Consider the following 14305-nt stretch of genomic DNA (forward strand, 5'->3'; position numbering starts at 1 on the left):
CTGGCTTGATCGCCAACGACAAGCCCGACTATAAAAAGGACGAATTGATGAGCTCGAGCAAGAACCACGCAGTGTCCTACATGGACACAGATCACCCGGCCCCGGCTTGCGCCGAGAGCGCCATAAGTTTCGGCCCCTTCCTGTTACTGGCACGCCAGCATGTGTTGCTGCGAAACGGCGAGCCCGTCACCTTGGGTAGCCGCGCCCTCTACCTGCTGATCGCTCTGGTCAACCGGGCCGGCGAACTGCTGGAAAAATCCGAACTGATCTCCTTCGCCTGGCCCAAGGTGGTCGTGGAAGAATGCAACCTGCGCGCACAGATCGTCGCGTTGCGTCGGGCATTGGGTGACGATGGCAACTTCAGCTATATCGTGACCGTGCCGGGCCGGGGTTACCGCTTTGTCGCGCCCATCACGGTACAGGCGGCGAGCGACGAGATGCTGCTGCCCGTGCCGGTGCCGATACCATTGCCCCAGGCCAGGGGCGAAGAGTTGGCCCCCTCCGTGCAGCCGGGTGACGTGATCGGCCGTGAAAGCCTGATCAGCAGCCTCGCCGACCAGGTGCAGAACCATCGATTCGTGACCATTACCGGCCCTGGTGGCATCGGCAAAACCACCGTGGCCATGGCCGTGGCGCACCAGTTGGCCAGTGAGTTCGGCCTGGACACTTGCTTCGTCGACCTGGCACCCGCCACCAGCGGCCAGTGGGTGGCGGGCATGCTCGCCAGCGCGCTGGGCATCCAGACCGTCAGCGTGGACCCGCTGCGCAGTATCGCCGCGACCCTGGCCAACAGCCGCTTGCTGTTGGTGCTGGACAACTGCGAGCACGTCCTGCCGGACACCGCCGACGCCGTCGAAACCCTGCTGCGCAACGCCCCGCAGTGCTGCGTGCTGACCACCAGCCGCGAACCGCTGCGCGCCGAAGGCGAACGCGTGCACGACCTGGCCCCGCTGCAAGTGCCGGACGAACACGTAACCCTCAGCGCCACCGAAGCCCTGACCTGGTCCGGCGTGCGCCTGTTCGTGGAGCGCGTGCGCGCCCTCGACCCCGACTTTGTGTTCAACGACGCCGATGTGTCGGCGGTATGCGCCATCTGTCGCAAGCTCGACAGCAACGCCCTGGCCATCGAAATCGCCGCCGCGCGGGTGCGCACCTTTGGCGTCCAGGACCTGGTCGGCCTGCTCGACGGCAGCTTCCGCCTGCAAATGACTGGCCGTCGCACCGCCCTCGCCCGCCATCGCTCCCTGAGCGCAACCCTGGACTGGACCTACGCGATGCTCAGCGACGATGAGCAAGCGATGTTGCGCCAGTTGGCGGTGTTCACCGGCTCGTTCACCCTCGACGCGGTCAAGGCGATGACCGCCAGCAGCAGCCTCGACCCCCGCAACGCCTTGCCGCTGCTTGAAAGCCTGATGGACAAGTCGCTGCTGATCGCCGGCGAGTCCCAGTTGCTCAAGCGCTACCGCTTGCTGGAAACCACCCGCGCCTATGCCCTGGAAAAACTCACCGAACAGGGCGAAGCCAATTCCACCGCCCAGCGCCATGCGCGTTATGCCCTCGGCGTGTTGCAGGAAGCCGGCCAGACGCTGGACGGCCTGTCCCCGGAAACCTGGCTCGCGCTCTACGGCCCGGAGATCAACAACATTCGCTCGGCGCTGGAATGGGCCTACTCGCCCAAGGGCGACCTCACGTTGGGCATTGAATTGACCCTCGGTGGCGTACCGTTGTGGCTGCGCTTGTCGCTGGTCCGCGAGTGTCGCACCTGGGTCGACAAGGGCCTGGCGAGCGACGCCACGACACCACTGCCGTTGCGCCAGCGCATGCTGCTGCAAACCGCCTTGGCCAGCGCACTGATGCTCACCTACGGCACCGGCGGCTCGATGCGCGAAGCCTGGCGCCAGGTCCGCGAAGACGCCCGCGACCTGGGCGACGCCGAGCACAAGCTGCGTGCCCTGTGGGGCCTGTGGAGCGACCGCTGCGGCTGCAACCAGTACGCCGAGGCGCTGGAACTGGCCGAGCGCTACATCGCCCTGAACCAGAACGGCAGCCAGCAGTTGCTGGGCAAGCGCATGCGCGCCGTAGCCTTGTTCCACATGGGTGACCTGCTCGGCGCGCGGCAGAACATCGACGAAGCCCTGGGCTCACCTTCAGCGCCGCGCTCGCACATCATCGACGTACATTTCGACCAACGCATCGCGGCGCGCTGCCTCAAGGCCCAGGTGCAGTTGCTGGAAGGCGACGTCGACCCGGCGCTGCGCCTGATCGGCACCTGTGTCGAAGAAGCCATCAACCTCGACCACCCCGCCACGCTCTGGTACACCCTGTGCCTGGGTGCCATCCCGCTTGCACTGCTCGCCTCCAACCTGCCGAAAGTGCGCCACTACCTGGGCCTGCTGCAAGACAGCACCACCGGCCAGGACCTGCACATCTGGCAGCAATTTCGCCGCTGCTTCGAGAGCATCCTGTTGATCCGCCAGGGCTCGCCGGAAGAAGGCGTGCCGCAACTGGGCGACGCCTTGCACCATCTGCAAGGCCAGGGCGACAGCCAGCTCTACAGCCTGTTGCGTTGTGAATACGCTCTGGGCCTGGCGCGCCTGGGCCTGGAAAAACTCGCCCTGGAAGTGCTCGAAGACACCCTGCAACTGGCCCTCGGCCGCCATGAACGCTGGTTCGTGCCGCAGATGCTGCGCATCAAGGCGCAACTGACCCTGCGCCAGGCCCAATACGGCTCGGTGGACAAAGCCAAAGTGCTGCTGCGCCAGGCGTGGGTCGACGCCCAACTGGCCGGCGCGCACTTCTGGCGCGCGCAGATCGCGGCAGACCTGGCACGGTTGCAGGAACCCAAACTGCGCATCGCCTCCCTGCCGCGCTTTCAGCACCGCTGAAGGCGTTCTTGTAGTGAGCGGGCTTGTCGAATCGTCGCACCGCCCGCGCCGGGCTGCGTAGCAGCCCCAATACAGCCACCGCGTCATCCGGTTTTGGGACCGCTTCGCGCTCCGGCGCAGGCGGTGCGACGATTCGACAAGCCTGCTCACTACAAAAGCGTCCTGTCACCCAAAAGGTAGATTTCAACCTGTAGGGTCGGTGTGACAGGAAGATCACACGACCATTTCACAGCCGTGAAAGCTTGTGCGTTGTTGCCAATTCCCGCGATTTCACGCCCCGCCAGCCCCTAATATCCAGTACTCGTGCGCCCACAAACCACACCACCATGGACTGGACAATGATCAATCGCCCCGACAAAGCCGCCTCACCGCGCGTAGGTGAAACCAAAGCACCGGAACGTCTCTTCGATGCACTGCTCAACAAGGCCAAGACCTTGGCGGCCGCCGGGGCGGGCGATAAGACCTTCAGCCCTCCCAAAGTGCTCGCCGCACATTCGGGCGAGGGCTTGAAGAAACCGTCCGAGATCAAGCCCGACGACTACAAGGAGGTCACCGCCCTGCCCGCCAAGCTGGAGATCGACAAACTCAAGGTGGTGTCCGAGGACAAGGACGCCGGGGTGATCTACTTCGAGCAGGACGGCAACAAGTTCAAGATCACCCGCGAAGGCGCAGAAAAAGTCCAGGAAGGCTTCGACACCCTCAAGGGCCTGCACTTCGGCCATGCGGTGGCGCCGGTCAACCAGGGCGGGCCGGACGAAGGCACGCCGCTCTACGACCTGTTGCACACCCTCGCCGAAACCGAAGGCACGCCCGCCGGCAAGGCGATTCGCGAAGCCCTGGGCAATCCCGATCAGCAACTGCTGCGTGAAGACGACCCCACCGTGCGTCTGGCCAACATCAAGTCGGTGGGCGAAGCCAAGGACGGCGTGGTCAAGGTCGAAATGGCCAGCGGCCAGACCTTGGTCATTTCCGAGGCACTCACCCCCGAAGCCTTCGCCAGCTTCAACCAGGCCGGCGTCACTCTGAAAGCCCTCGCCGATGGCAAGGCCAAGGGGTACGAAGCAGTCACCAGCCTGCCCGGCGACCTGGATTTCAGCCAACTGAAAGTCGTGTCCGAAGACCCCAAGTCCGGGGTGATCCTGTTCGAGCACCAGGGCAAGAAATACATGATTGCCCAGTCCGAAGCCGCCCTGCCGCAGCCCGGCGCCGACCTCAGCAACCCCAACCCCAACGCCGGCAGCAGCCTCTACAACTTCCTCCACGCCGTGCACAAAAGTGAAGGCAGCCAGGCATTCGACTACATCAAGAACGCCCAGTCCCTGCCGGGCCAGGAACTGCTGCGCAAGGACGAAGCCAACCTCAAGCTGAGTGATATCAGCAAGGTCGATGCACCGATGGACGGCATCCTGGTGGTCAACCAGGCCGACGGCAAATTGCTGGTGGTGTCCAAGGACATCACCCCCGAAGCCTTCGCCGCCTACACCACCAAGGGCCAGAGCCTGGCCGGGATCGAAAAGGCCAAAGGCGACGGCTACAGCCTGGCCGGGCCGGACGCTTACCTGTCGTCCACCGAAGACATCATGAGCGTCGGCGGCGCAGGCGATTACGGCCCCGGTCTGATCGCCTTCACCCAGCACAAACCGGGCGGCGCCGAAGAAAAAATCATCGTCAGCGAAGACACCAACCCGCAGATGTTCGAGCAGATTTCCGGCTACCGCACCGACATCGCCCAGCAGGTCACCGATGTCGACAAGCTGCGCGCCGACAACGGCTTGCCGCCGCTCAAGGACGTTTCGGTGGACAACCTCGCCACCACCGAAAAGGATGAAAGCGGCAACCCGCTGTCGGTGCAGGACCTGTCCATGAAAACCCTGGTGGACAGCTATCGCGCCGGGGTCAAGGACGGCAGCATCGGCAAGGACGACCCCCGCGCCAAATTCCTGCGCGCGGTGGAAGCCAAGAGCATGGCCGACAACGGCATGTCGATCATTCCCGAACACGGGTTCGGCAACCAGGGCATCGCCACCACGCCGATCGACGTCACGTCGCGGGATGTGCGCGACAACATCTTCGACACCAAGTCCATCGACAAGACCATCGGCGAATTGCTCGGCGACTCGACCATCCAGGCGGATATCAAGGCCAATCATGATGCGGCCCTGGGCAAGGTCGACGGCGGCCAGGCCAAGGTCGATGAAACCCGCCAGAAGCTGGTCGACAGCACCTCGTCGGAGAACTTCACCAAATACATCAAGGCCCTGCAGGAGGACGGCAAGACCGAACTGGCCACCCAGGAAATCCAGACCGCCTACACCGCCCTGGCCGACATGGACCCGGCCAAGGCCGATAACTTCCTGCAAAACCTGCAGATCGACGGCTACACCGATGCCGTCGAAAAGCTGATGGATGACCCGAGCAAGATCAGCGACGACAACACCGCCCTGGCCACCCAGGACAACACCCTGGCGATTCTGTCGATGCTCAAGGGCAGCGCCGACGGCCTGCCGCGCCAGGCGCTGGGGGTGTATTCCAAGTTCGTCGACCAGTTGCTCAAGGACAAGAACGCCGCCGCCGACTTCGGCAAGGCGATGATTTCCCTAGGCGATACCTGGCAGAAAAACGGCGTGATCAGCTTCAGCGACATCGAACACGCCGTGAGCAAGGAGATCATGCCCAACCTCAGCGAAGAGAACCGCAGCTCGTTCGTGAAGAACCTGAGTTTCCTCAAGGACAACGGCGTACTCGGTTCGGTCGGCGGCGCCATCGGCATGGGGCGTATCGTGTATCAACTGGCGGGCCAGGGCGGCAAGCTGGCGGACACCCCGATGAAGCGCCTCGGGATCGCCAACGACTTCCTCGGTTTCCTCGGCACCGGTTCGCACTTCGCGACCCTGGGCCTGAAGGTCTACGACAAGCTGCGCGGCACCAACGCCTACAAGCTGATGGGCTTCGACCGCTCGCTGCCCGACCTGTGGGCCAAGCCCGGCGAGGGCTACCACGCGCTGCCCAAGGATGCCGAGGCGGTGCAGAAGAAGTACTTCGAGATCGTCGACCAGGCCATGGACGACGGCAAGGACGTGGGCAAGGTACTCAACAGCGGCGGCTGGAGCGACGAAGGCGCGAAAAAGGTCCAGGAAGGTATCGAAAAAGGCATCGCCAGCCGGGGCGGCGTGGCCGGCGCCGGATTTGGCGCCAAGTTCGCCAGCAGCGCGATCAAGGTGATCGGCATGGCCACCGACGTGGCCGGCGGCGTGATCAGCGTGGTCCAGGCGGCGTTTACTTTACGTGACGGCGTGCGCGAAAAAGACCCGGTGAAAATCGCCTCGGGCTCGCTGTCCATGGCCGGCGGCGTCAGCAGCCTGGTGGCAGCGGGCGGCGGAGTGCTGACCACCCTCGGTGTTACCGGGCGCATCATCCCGTTCCTGGGCCCGGTGGGTTTCCTGATCTCCGGTGCGCTGTCGTTTGTCGGCGCGATCCTCAGCACCGTGCAATCACACAAGCTGCACAAGATCTCGATGCAGAACTGGAACCAGATCCAGGACTTCAAGCAGGACGGCCTGCTCAAGCCCAACGGCGACGAAGCGTACGTGTGGCTGCAAACCTACCTGTCCGACTGGGGCCAGCGCGATGCGCCGACGGACCAGAGCATCTTCGATTTCCGCAAGGAAGAATGGGACGCGCGCTCGAGCATTCGCGGCGGCGACCATCGGCGCGATCACCCGGACTACATCGGCGACGGCAACAACCGCAACTCCGAGGACTACAAGTACTCGCTCAAACCGTCGGAGTGGACCAACGACAACCACGACATCATCTGGCGGGTCGGCGACGGCTACGGCGGCCCCTATCACGATGTCGACAACGGTTGACCCTACTCGCCCTCCCTTCTCCCTTCCCGCAACAACGCTCTGGCCCGGTCATTCCGGGCCGAGTTTCAACTAAGCGCGCTCTAAGCGCATAACTAATTTTTTATTTTTGAACCATTTCTCTTTAAGTAGTCAAAGCGTGCAAGTATCATGATTATTGCAACGTATGGAATGACTCATTGGATCCATATTTATTAACCTACAACTAATTGGATCCACTATTGCCTGCGTTTCACTTCACGATCCGAAGACAATTAAAGCAATAAGCTTATAAATCTTTTGATCGTGTAAACACCCTATCTGGAAAGAGACTGTTCACCCACATTGGTTGGGAGACTTGTCTGTGAGTGCGTGAGGGATCACAGGTGTTAATTGGCTGAACCATCCTGGTTTGTTCCCTTTTTTGAAGAGAGACTTCTATGCAAAACCTGAAAAAAATAATGTTCGCCTCCCTGTTGAGCCTGGCCGCCTTTGGTGCCAGCGCCAACGACCTGCTGAAAGGCAAGACCCTCGAAGTCGCCGTTTCGCCCAACTCCCCGCCCATGCTGTTCAAGGATCAGAGCGGCAAGCTGCAAGGCGTTGACCTGGAAATCTTCAACGGCTACTGCAAGTCCCGCGGGTGCACCATCAAGACCACCGAATACGACTGGGACGGCATGCTCGGCGCGGTTGCCAGCAAGCAGGCGGACCTGGCGTTCTCGGGTATTTCGATCACCGACAAGCGCAAGAAAGTCATGGACTTCTCGGCGCCGTATTATGAAAACTCGTTCAACCTGGTGAGCCTGGCGTCCAAGAAACTGACCCTGACTGACCTGGCGCAGTTGAAAAAATACAGCATCGGTTACCCACGCGGCATGGCCTATGCCGACTTGATCAAGACCGATCTGGAACCCAAGGGTCTTTACAAAGTGGCCGATGCCAAGTTGTACCCTTCTTATAACGAAGTGATCACTGACCTGCAAAACGGCAACCTGGATCTTGCGTTTATCGAAGAGCCGGTGTACGACAACTACAAGTTCCACCAGAAGTTGCCGATCGCCGTCACTTATTCTTTCAAGGGCGTTGATCATCTCGGTTTTGCCTTCCAGCAAGGTTCGCCGATCCGTGCGGACTTCGATGCTTACTTGAAAGAACTGGGCCCACAGAAGTTGGCCGCCATCATGGACAAGTGGTTGAAGTCGTAACGGATGTTTGACCGTCAGTTCTTCGATGTCATAGGGCTGTTGTTGCACGGTGTCGTGGCCACGTTCTATATCACGCTGTCGTGCTTCATCACCGCCTTCACATTGGGGTTGGGAGTCGCCGTTTTACGGCGGCTCTCCGGCCATCGTACGGGTGCAGTTCTGAGTGCCGCCGTGTTCATCGTTCGTTCGATTCCGGTGCTGGTGCTGCTCTTCCTCGTCTATTTCGGCCTGCCGAGCCTGGGCATTCGCCCTTCGCCCATGGTGGCCATGAACCTCAGCCTGGGCGTCATTGGCGGGGCCTACCTCTCGGAAGTCTTTCGCGGTGCCCTGGCCTCGGTCGACCCCAATGAACGGGCGGCAGCGCAGGCGATGGGCTTCAGTGACCGGCAGGTGGTGTTTTACATCGAGCTGCCGCAGATGCTGCGTTTTTCCGTACCGGGCGTGATGAATGAACTGACCGCCGTCCTGAAAAACACACCGTTCGCCTACACCGTCGGTTTCACCGAGATCCTCGGGCAGGCCAAGGCCCTCACCGCCTCCACGTCGCTGGGCGTGAACATCTATCTGGCCGCAGGCCTCATGTACTTTTGCATCTACTCGATCTTCGCCCTGGCGCTGCGCAGGCTGCAGCGCCGGTTTGCCGATCAGTGATACCCGGAATAACGCCATGTCGATCCTGCAAATCAATAACCTGATGAAAGCCTTTGGCGATCATGTCGTGCTCAAGGGCATCGACCTGACGGTCAACGCCGGAGACACCCTGGTGATCATGGGGCCTTCTGGCTGTGGCAAAACCACCTTGATCCGTTGCATGAACCTGCTGGAGCGACCCGATTCCGGGACGATCCGGTTCCACGGCGATGACATGCTCAGCCCGCAGCTGGATATCCGCGCGCTGCGCAAGCACATCGGCTTCGTCTTTCAGAATTTTGCGCTGTACCGCCACCTGAGCGTGCTGGACAACATCACCCTGGGCCTGCGCAAGCTCCAGGGCAAAAGCCGTGAAGAAGCGCGGGCACTGGCGCTGCAAGAGCTGGACTACTTTGACATGGCCGCCCATGCCAAGAAGTTTCCCGCCCAACTGTCCGGTGGGCAGAAGCAGCGGGTCGCGCTGGCAAGAACCCTGGTGATGCAGCCTGAAATCGTCATTCTGGACGAACCCACCTCGGCCCTGGACCCCCTGATGAGCCAGGAAGTCGCGTTGCTGATCAAGAAGCTCGAAGCGCGCCGGATCACCACGGTGTGCGTGACCCACGATATCGCCTTTGCCGATCAGATCAGCCAGAACGTGGTGTTCATGTACGCCGGCAAAATCGTCGCCCAGGGGCCGGTGGCCCAATTGGCCTTGCAGTCGGATATCCCCGAAGTCGCCTGGTTCTTTGGGAAGAAACGTCATGCTTGAGCGCTGGTTGAGTTTTTACCAGGACTTCCTCGACCAGTGGCCACTGATCGCGTCGGGCATTCTGGCCACGGTCAAGTTGACGCTCACTGTCTCGGTGACCGGCTTTGCCCTGGGTGTGCTGGTGTTCTTCCTCAGTCTGAGCAAACGCTCAGGGGTGGCCCGAAGTATCGAGGCATACAAGTCGTTTTTCATCGGGACGCCGCTGATCTGCATCATCTACATCCTGTACTACGGCCTGCCGGCCCTGGGGATCCGGCTCAGCCCGTTCGAGGTGATGGTCATCGGTTTTACCGCCAATGTGGCCGCCTACAATGCGGCGTATCTGCTGACGGCCTACAACGGCCTGGACAAGAGCCAACTGGAAGCGGCCACCGCGCAAGGTTTCAGCGAGGGCCAGATCTACACGAACCTTATCCTGCCCCAGGTATTGCGCACCTCGATTCCCGCGTTGACCAACCAGGTGATCTACAACCTCAAAGACAGCTCCATCGCGTTCCTGGTGCAATACCCGGAATTTTTCGCACGCATGCAGGAGTTGGCCGGTGGCAACTTCGAGTTCTTCAAAACCTACACCCTGACAGCGCTGTTCTACGTGGTATTGGCGTCGGCGGTGTTTATGCTGTCCAGGGCCCTGGAACGGCGCAACGCGCGGCTGGCCTGGCACTGATCAGATAAGGCGCGCCGCCACCAGCCAGTCCGCCACGGCCTGGAACGACGCGTCCGGCACCGGATCGCCCGGCACGGTCTTGCGGTAGATATCCGCGGCCAGCGCCTTGTCCGGCGCATGGGGAATGCCCAGGTCGTAGGCTTCCTGCAGCATCAGCAACGCTTCCTCAGGCGACGCGCGGCACACCACCACCGGCACCGGCGTTTCGCCGCGCACATAACGCACGCCGATCACGCACCCGTCGGTGGTGCCGATCATCATCGACGCCCGGTTCAACCCCAGCTTGGTGGCCAGGGCCTGCATTTCGTTGCGCTGGCGCCGACGCTCGCTCTTGATCAGCGGGTCGCCGTCGATGTCCTTGCGTTCGCGCTTGGTTTCGCTGCGGGTCATTTTCATGTCGCGACCGAACAGCCAGCGCTGCATCATCACGTCCACCCCGCCCACCAGGATGAATGCGCAGAGCACGGTGAACACCAGCGGCTTGAGCACCAGGAAGAACGTCGACTCCATGCACTCCGCCCCGCAGCGCGACGACTCCATCAATGCCTGCAACGCATGCTTGCCCACCACGTAGAACGCCACCGCCAGCACGTGCACCTTGATCAGGCCCTTGATGAACTCCACCAGGTTGCGCAGGGCGAAGATCTTCTTCATGCCCTCGGCCGGGTTGATCCGCTTGAACTCGGGCTTGATCGGGTCCACCGAAAACACGAACCCGCGCATGGTGATGATGTTGGTCAGGATCACCACGCCGGTGGTCACCGCCATCACCGGCAGGGTAATGCTGATGACCAGCTGTTCGGCATGATCGAGCACTCGGGGCCACACGGTGGCGAAGGGTTGCACGTAGATCTGCGCCGTGAGGTCGATCAGCGCCGTGACCTGGGCCTTGGCCCGGGGCGCAAGGATGGAAATGCACAGGGTGCAGAACAGAATGACCATGCCCGACACCAGGTCCTGGCTCTTGGCGACCTGGCCTTTCTTGCGCGCGTCCTGGAGTTTCTTGTCCGTGGCCGGCTGGGATTTCTCTTCACTGGTATCGGCCATCGGCTACTCCATGCCCGACAGGGTCTTGAGCAGTTCGACCGTGCCGCGGAACTCCGCCAGCTGGTCCAGCATCAACGGGATCAGGAAGCCGATGTAGATCACCATCAGGATCGAGAAAAACAGGTTTTTCACCGGCAGCGACAAGTCGAAGATGTGCAGGTTCGGCGCCATCCGCGACAGGTACGCCAGCATCAGGTCGGTGATCAGCAACGAGATCAGCAACGGGGAAACCATCAGCACGCCCACGCGCATGATCTGGTCGAGTATCGACAGCACCGCCAACAGCGCCGAGCTTGCAAAGACCGGGGTGAATGAGGTCACCGGCCATAACTGGTAGCTGTGGTAGTAACCGTCGACCATCAGGATAAACCCGCCGGACATGAAGAACAGCGTGATCAGCATCACGGTGAGCAGGGTCGCCATCACGCTGGACTCCCCGGACGACAACGGGTCCACCAACTGCGCCATGGTCGAGCCGCGTTGCAGGTCGATCAACTCCCCCGCCACCTCGGCGGCCCAGAACGGAATGCCGAACAGCAGCCCGATCAAAATGCCGATCAGGAACTCCTTGATCAGCAAGCCGGCGATGAACACGCTGCCGTGTTCGGGCATGGCGGTGAGCGCCTCGAACACCGGGAAAAACATCGGAATCGAAATCGCCACGGCCACACAACCACGGATCATCCCGGTGAGCCCCAGGCGGTTGAACGCCGGGGTGATCACCACCACGCCCATGGCCCGGCAAGCGGCGAGCGAAGCGGAACTGATCACCGGGTAGGCGACCTCCAGAAACTGCGCGGTAAGGCTGGCATCCATGGGCGGTCAGCGCGTCCACATCGGGAAGTTGTCCAGCACCTGGCCGCCCAGTTCCGCCACCTGCCCGGCCAGCACCGGGCCGAGGAACACGATGGTCAACAGCACGCCCACCAGCTTCACCACCTGGGGCAGCGTCTGGTCCTGGATCTGCGTCAGCGCCTGGAACAGCCCCACGCTCAAGCCCACGATAATCGCCACCCCCAGCGCCGGCGCCGAGAGCATCAGCACCGTCATCAGCGCCTGTTTCATCAACGACAAAAATACATCCTGGCCCATGGGTCGTGCCTCAGCCGTAACTCAGAATCAAACCGTGCATCAAGCGCGACCAGCCACTCAGCGACACGAACAAAAAGATCTTCAGCGGGATGGAAATCAGGTTCGGCGAGACCATCGACATGCCCATGGCCATCAGTACGTTGGACACCAGCAAATCCACCACCAGGAACGGGATATACAGCAGGAAGCCAATCTCGAACGCCCGGGTCAGCTCCGAGCTGACGAACGCCGGCACCAGTACCACCAGGTCATCGTCACGCAGGTCGGCACGGGCTTCCGGCGACCAGATGGTCTCGGTGGCCTGCACGAAAAAGCCGCGCTCGGACTCGTTGGCGAACCGCGCCAGGTGCGCCTGCAACGGCGGGCGCAAGGCGTCGCCCAGGTCCTTGAGTTGCTCCACATGCTCGATATTGAGGTCGCGGCCCTCCACTTGCCGGTACATGTCGCCGATCAACGGCGTGGTGACATACACCGACAGAATCAGCGCGATGCCGTACAGCACCAGGTTCGGCGGGGTCTGCTGCACCCCGAGGGCGTTGCGGATCAGGAACAGCACCACCGAAATCTTCATGAAACCGGTGAGTGTCACCACCGCCAACGGGATCAGCCCGATCGTCGCGACGACCAGGATGATCTCGATCAGGTTCGGCTGATAACCGGTCATGGGGTGGCGAAACTCAGCAGGCGCACACCCAGGCCATCACCGATTTTCACCAGTTGGCCCTGGCCGACGCGGCGTCCGTTGACCATCAGGTCGACGTTGTCCACACCGGGGGTATTGAGCTGCAACAGGCTGCCCGCCCCCAGTTCGCGCAACTGCGCCAGGGTCAGTTCCAGGCTGCCCACCTGGCACACCAGTTTGAGCGGCAAGTCATCCAGGGCCGCAGCCGCATCAACGTCAGTCATTGTGTTCTCCATGTCCAAAAGGGGCGCTTTCAATTCTTCCTGTACGCGCAAGACCTCACCCTGGAACTGGCAACGGGCTTGCAACCGCCCGTCCAGGTCCAGCAGCGGGCCCGGGCCTTGTTCCAGCATCAGCACATCACCGGGTCGCAGGCTGCGCAGTTCGCCGAGGCTCAGCCACTGGCGCCCCGCGATCACTGTCACGGTCTGGCGCAGCGTCGGCAACGGGTCGGGATCCAGCGTGGTGTGTTGCTCCAGCAGTTGCGCCACCAGCACCGCAGCGCCTTCGCTCAAGTCCAGTTGCGCGCCCATGGCCGACTCATCGCCGAAGCTCAGCGACAGCGACAGATGCACGGCAAACGGGCGCTGCTCAAGGCCTTCGGTGGCTTCCAGCACTTGCACCGGATGGCCGAGCAAAGGCTCCAGGGTCTCGATCAGGTCGAGCACCGCCAGTTCCAGCAACAGCGAGCGCGGCAGCGACGGCAGTGTTTGCGCATCGAACGGCAACGCCAGGGGCGCCAGTACCTGCTCCAGCGCCGCCGGCGACAAACGCAGACGTACCGGCGCGCGGCCGAGCAACAGCAGCACATCACGGGGAGCGTTGAGCGGCTGCGGCTCGGTCGCCCAGCTCACCCGCACCGCCTGCCCGGCGCAACGCCCCTGCCAGGCATGGCGGCGCCGGTGCAACTGGTTATGCAGGCTCAGCAGCGCCGGGTCGTACTGGGTCAGCCACGGCGACAACGGGTCGGCAAGGGCCGCGATCATGTGCCGACGCCTTGCCCGAGGCGGGCCTGGGGTTCACCTTCGTCCCGCAACTCGCCCACGCGGCGCTCATGGTACTCACGTCCATCCAGCAGACTTTGCCAGGCGTCGGACTGACGCTGGCGGCTCAGGCGCTCCTGACGGAACAGGTCACGCTCGCGCTCCTGGCTTTCCAGGGTGGTGGACACATGGGTCACGTCGTTTTCCAGCTGCTCCTGGTCGTCGGACAAACCGCGCAGACGGTCCTGGGCCGCTTGCCAACTGGCCACCGACAAGCCTTCGGTGAGGGACGCATAAATCTGCCGGGCTTCTTCGGCAATCGCTTCACGGTGCAGGCGCAGTTGCTCCTTGGCGTCGTTCAGCACGCCGTGGGTCTGCTCGCAGCGTTGCTGTTGCGCGGCCAGCTGGCTGGCGGCGCGCTGTTCACGCAACACTCGCAGGGTCTGCAGGGTGCGCAGTTGATCGGTTTTCATCGGGCAGTCTCCCTCTTCATGCCA

The 14305-nt window shown here is 62.1% G+C and carries 12 protein-coding genes; 6 read left to right on the plus strand and 6 right to left on the minus strand.

Features of this window, described 5'->3' with window-relative positions; genetic code table 11:
- Nucleotides 1-47 precede the first annotated feature (47 nt).
- The 6 genes from ACW9IN_RS01475 to ACW9IN_RS01500 all read left to right on the plus strand — a co-directional run bounded on the left by ACW9IN_RS01475 (nucleotide 48) and on the right by ACW9IN_RS01500 (nucleotide 10004).
- A complete protein-coding gene (locus tag ACW9IN_RS01475) occupies nucleotides 48-2885 on the plus strand; it encodes an ATP-binding protein (RefSeq protein ID WP_457364202.1) in 2838 nt (945 codons plus the stop codon).
- A 338-nt stretch (nucleotides 2886-3223) separates the two neighbouring features.
- Entirely contained in the window at nucleotides 3224-6754 is a 3531-nt protein-coding gene (locus ACW9IN_RS01480) for a hypothetical protein (protein WP_457364203.1), read from the plus strand.
- Between the two features lie 437 nt (nucleotides 6755-7191).
- Nucleotides 7192-7935, plus strand: coding sequence for a transporter substrate-binding domain-containing protein (locus tag ACW9IN_RS01485; RefSeq protein ID WP_457364204.1), 744 nt, complete (start codon nucleotides 7192-7194; stop codon nucleotides 7933-7935).
- A gap of 3 nt (nucleotides 7936-7938) precedes the next feature.
- Nucleotides 7939-8586, plus strand: coding sequence for an amino acid ABC transporter permease (locus ACW9IN_RS01490; RefSeq protein ID WP_457364205.1), 648 nt, complete (start codon nucleotides 7939-7941; stop codon nucleotides 8584-8586).
- A gap of 16 nt (nucleotides 8587-8602) precedes the next feature.
- Nucleotides 8603-9337: an amino acid ABC transporter ATP-binding protein gene (locus tag ACW9IN_RS01495; protein WP_457364206.1), complete on the plus strand. Its 735-nt coding sequence runs from the start codon at nucleotides 8603-8605 to the stop codon at nucleotides 9335-9337.
- Nucleotides 9330-10004, plus strand: coding sequence for an amino acid ABC transporter permease (locus ACW9IN_RS01500; RefSeq protein WP_457364207.1), 675 nt, complete (start codon nucleotides 9330-9332; stop codon nucleotides 10002-10004). Before ACW9IN_RS01495 ends, ACW9IN_RS01500 begins: the two co-directional genes overlap by 8 nt.
- On the opposite strand, the gene ACW9IN_RS01505 is transcribed toward ACW9IN_RS01500, so the two are convergent.
- The 6 genes from ACW9IN_RS01505 to ACW9IN_RS01530 are packed head-to-tail and all read right to left on the minus strand — an operon-like array spanning nucleotide 10005 to nucleotide 14281.
- A complete protein-coding gene (locus tag ACW9IN_RS01505) occupies nucleotides 10005-11051 on the minus strand; it encodes an EscU/YscU/HrcU family type III secretion system export apparatus switch protein (protein WP_457364208.1) in 1047 nt (348 codons plus the stop codon).
- A 3-nt stretch (nucleotides 11052-11054) separates the two neighbouring features.
- Nucleotides 11055-11867 carry a type III secretion system export apparatus subunit SctT gene (sctT, locus tag ACW9IN_RS01510; protein ID WP_457364209.1) on the minus strand — a complete coding sequence of 271 codons (813 nt, stop codon included), beginning with the start codon at nucleotides 11865-11867 and terminating at the stop codon, nucleotides 11055-11057.
- A gap of 6 nt (nucleotides 11868-11873) precedes the next feature.
- Nucleotides 11874-12143 carry an EscS/YscS/HrcS family type III secretion system export apparatus protein gene (locus ACW9IN_RS01515; RefSeq protein ID WP_457364210.1) on the minus strand — a complete coding sequence of 90 codons (270 nt, stop codon included), beginning with the start codon at nucleotides 12141-12143 and terminating at the stop codon, nucleotides 11874-11876.
- Between the two features lie 10 nt (nucleotides 12144-12153).
- Nucleotides 12154-12807 carry a type III secretion system export apparatus subunit SctR gene (gene sctR / locus ACW9IN_RS01520; RefSeq protein WP_457364211.1) on the minus strand — a complete coding sequence of 218 codons (654 nt, stop codon included), beginning with the start codon at nucleotides 12805-12807 and terminating at the stop codon, nucleotides 12154-12156.
- A complete protein-coding gene (sctQ, locus tag ACW9IN_RS01525) occupies nucleotides 12804-13811 on the minus strand; it encodes a type III secretion system cytoplasmic ring protein SctQ (RefSeq protein WP_457364212.1) in 1008 nt (335 codons plus the stop codon). The genes sctR and sctQ overlap by 4 nt, the downstream gene beginning before the upstream one ends.
- A complete protein-coding gene (locus ACW9IN_RS01530; protein WP_457364213.1) occupies nucleotides 13808-14281 on the minus strand; it encodes a hypothetical protein in 474 nt (157 codons plus the stop codon). Before ACW9IN_RS01530 ends, sctQ begins: the two co-directional genes overlap by 4 nt.
- Nucleotides 14282-14305: the final 24 nt, after the last annotated feature.

The sequence above is a fragment of the Pseudomonas sp. SDO5271_S396 genome, from assembly GCF_054071795.1.

Coding starts and splice junctions, on each gene's coding strand:
- sctT (WP_457364209.1), bottom strand. CDS start 11,867: ATGGATGCCAGCCTTACCGCGCAGTTTCTGGAGGTCGCCTACCCGGTG.
- ACW9IN_RS01475 (WP_457364202.1), top strand. CDS start 48: ATGAGCTCGAGCAAGAACCACGCAGTGTCCTACATGGACACAGATCAC.
- ACW9IN_RS01490 (WP_457364205.1), top strand. CDS start 7,939: ATGTTTGACCGTCAGTTCTTCGATGTCATAGGGCTGTTGTTGCACGGT.
- ACW9IN_RS01515 (WP_457364210.1), bottom strand. CDS start 12,143: ATGGGCCAGGATGTATTTTTGTCGTTGATGAAACAGGCGCTGATGACG.
- ACW9IN_RS01480 (WP_457364203.1), top strand. CDS start 3,224: ATGATCAATCGCCCCGACAAAGCCGCCTCACCGCGCGTAGGTGAAACC.
- ACW9IN_RS01495 (WP_457364206.1), top strand. CDS start 8,603: ATGTCGATCCTGCAAATCAATAACCTGATGAAAGCCTTTGGCGATCAT.
- ACW9IN_RS01530 (WP_457364213.1), bottom strand. CDS start 14,281: ATGAAAACCGATCAACTGCGCACCCTGCAGACCCTGCGAGTGTTGCGT.
- ACW9IN_RS01505 (WP_457364208.1), bottom strand. CDS start 11,051: ATGGCCGATACCAGTGAAGAGAAATCCCAGCCGGCCACGGACAAGAAA.
- sctR (WP_457364211.1), bottom strand. CDS start 12,807: ATGACCGGTTATCAGCCGAACCTGATCGAGATCATCCTGGTCGTCGCG.
- ACW9IN_RS01500 (WP_457364207.1), top strand. CDS start 9,330: ATGCTTGAGCGCTGGTTGAGTTTTTACCAGGACTTCCTCGACCAGTGG.
- ACW9IN_RS01485 (WP_457364204.1), top strand. CDS start 7,192: ATGTTCGCCTCCCTGTTGAGCCTGGCCGCCTTTGGTGCCAGCGCCAAC.
- sctQ (WP_457364212.1), bottom strand. CDS start 13,811: ATGATCGCGGCCCTTGCCGACCCGTTGTCGCCGTGGCTGACCCAGTAC.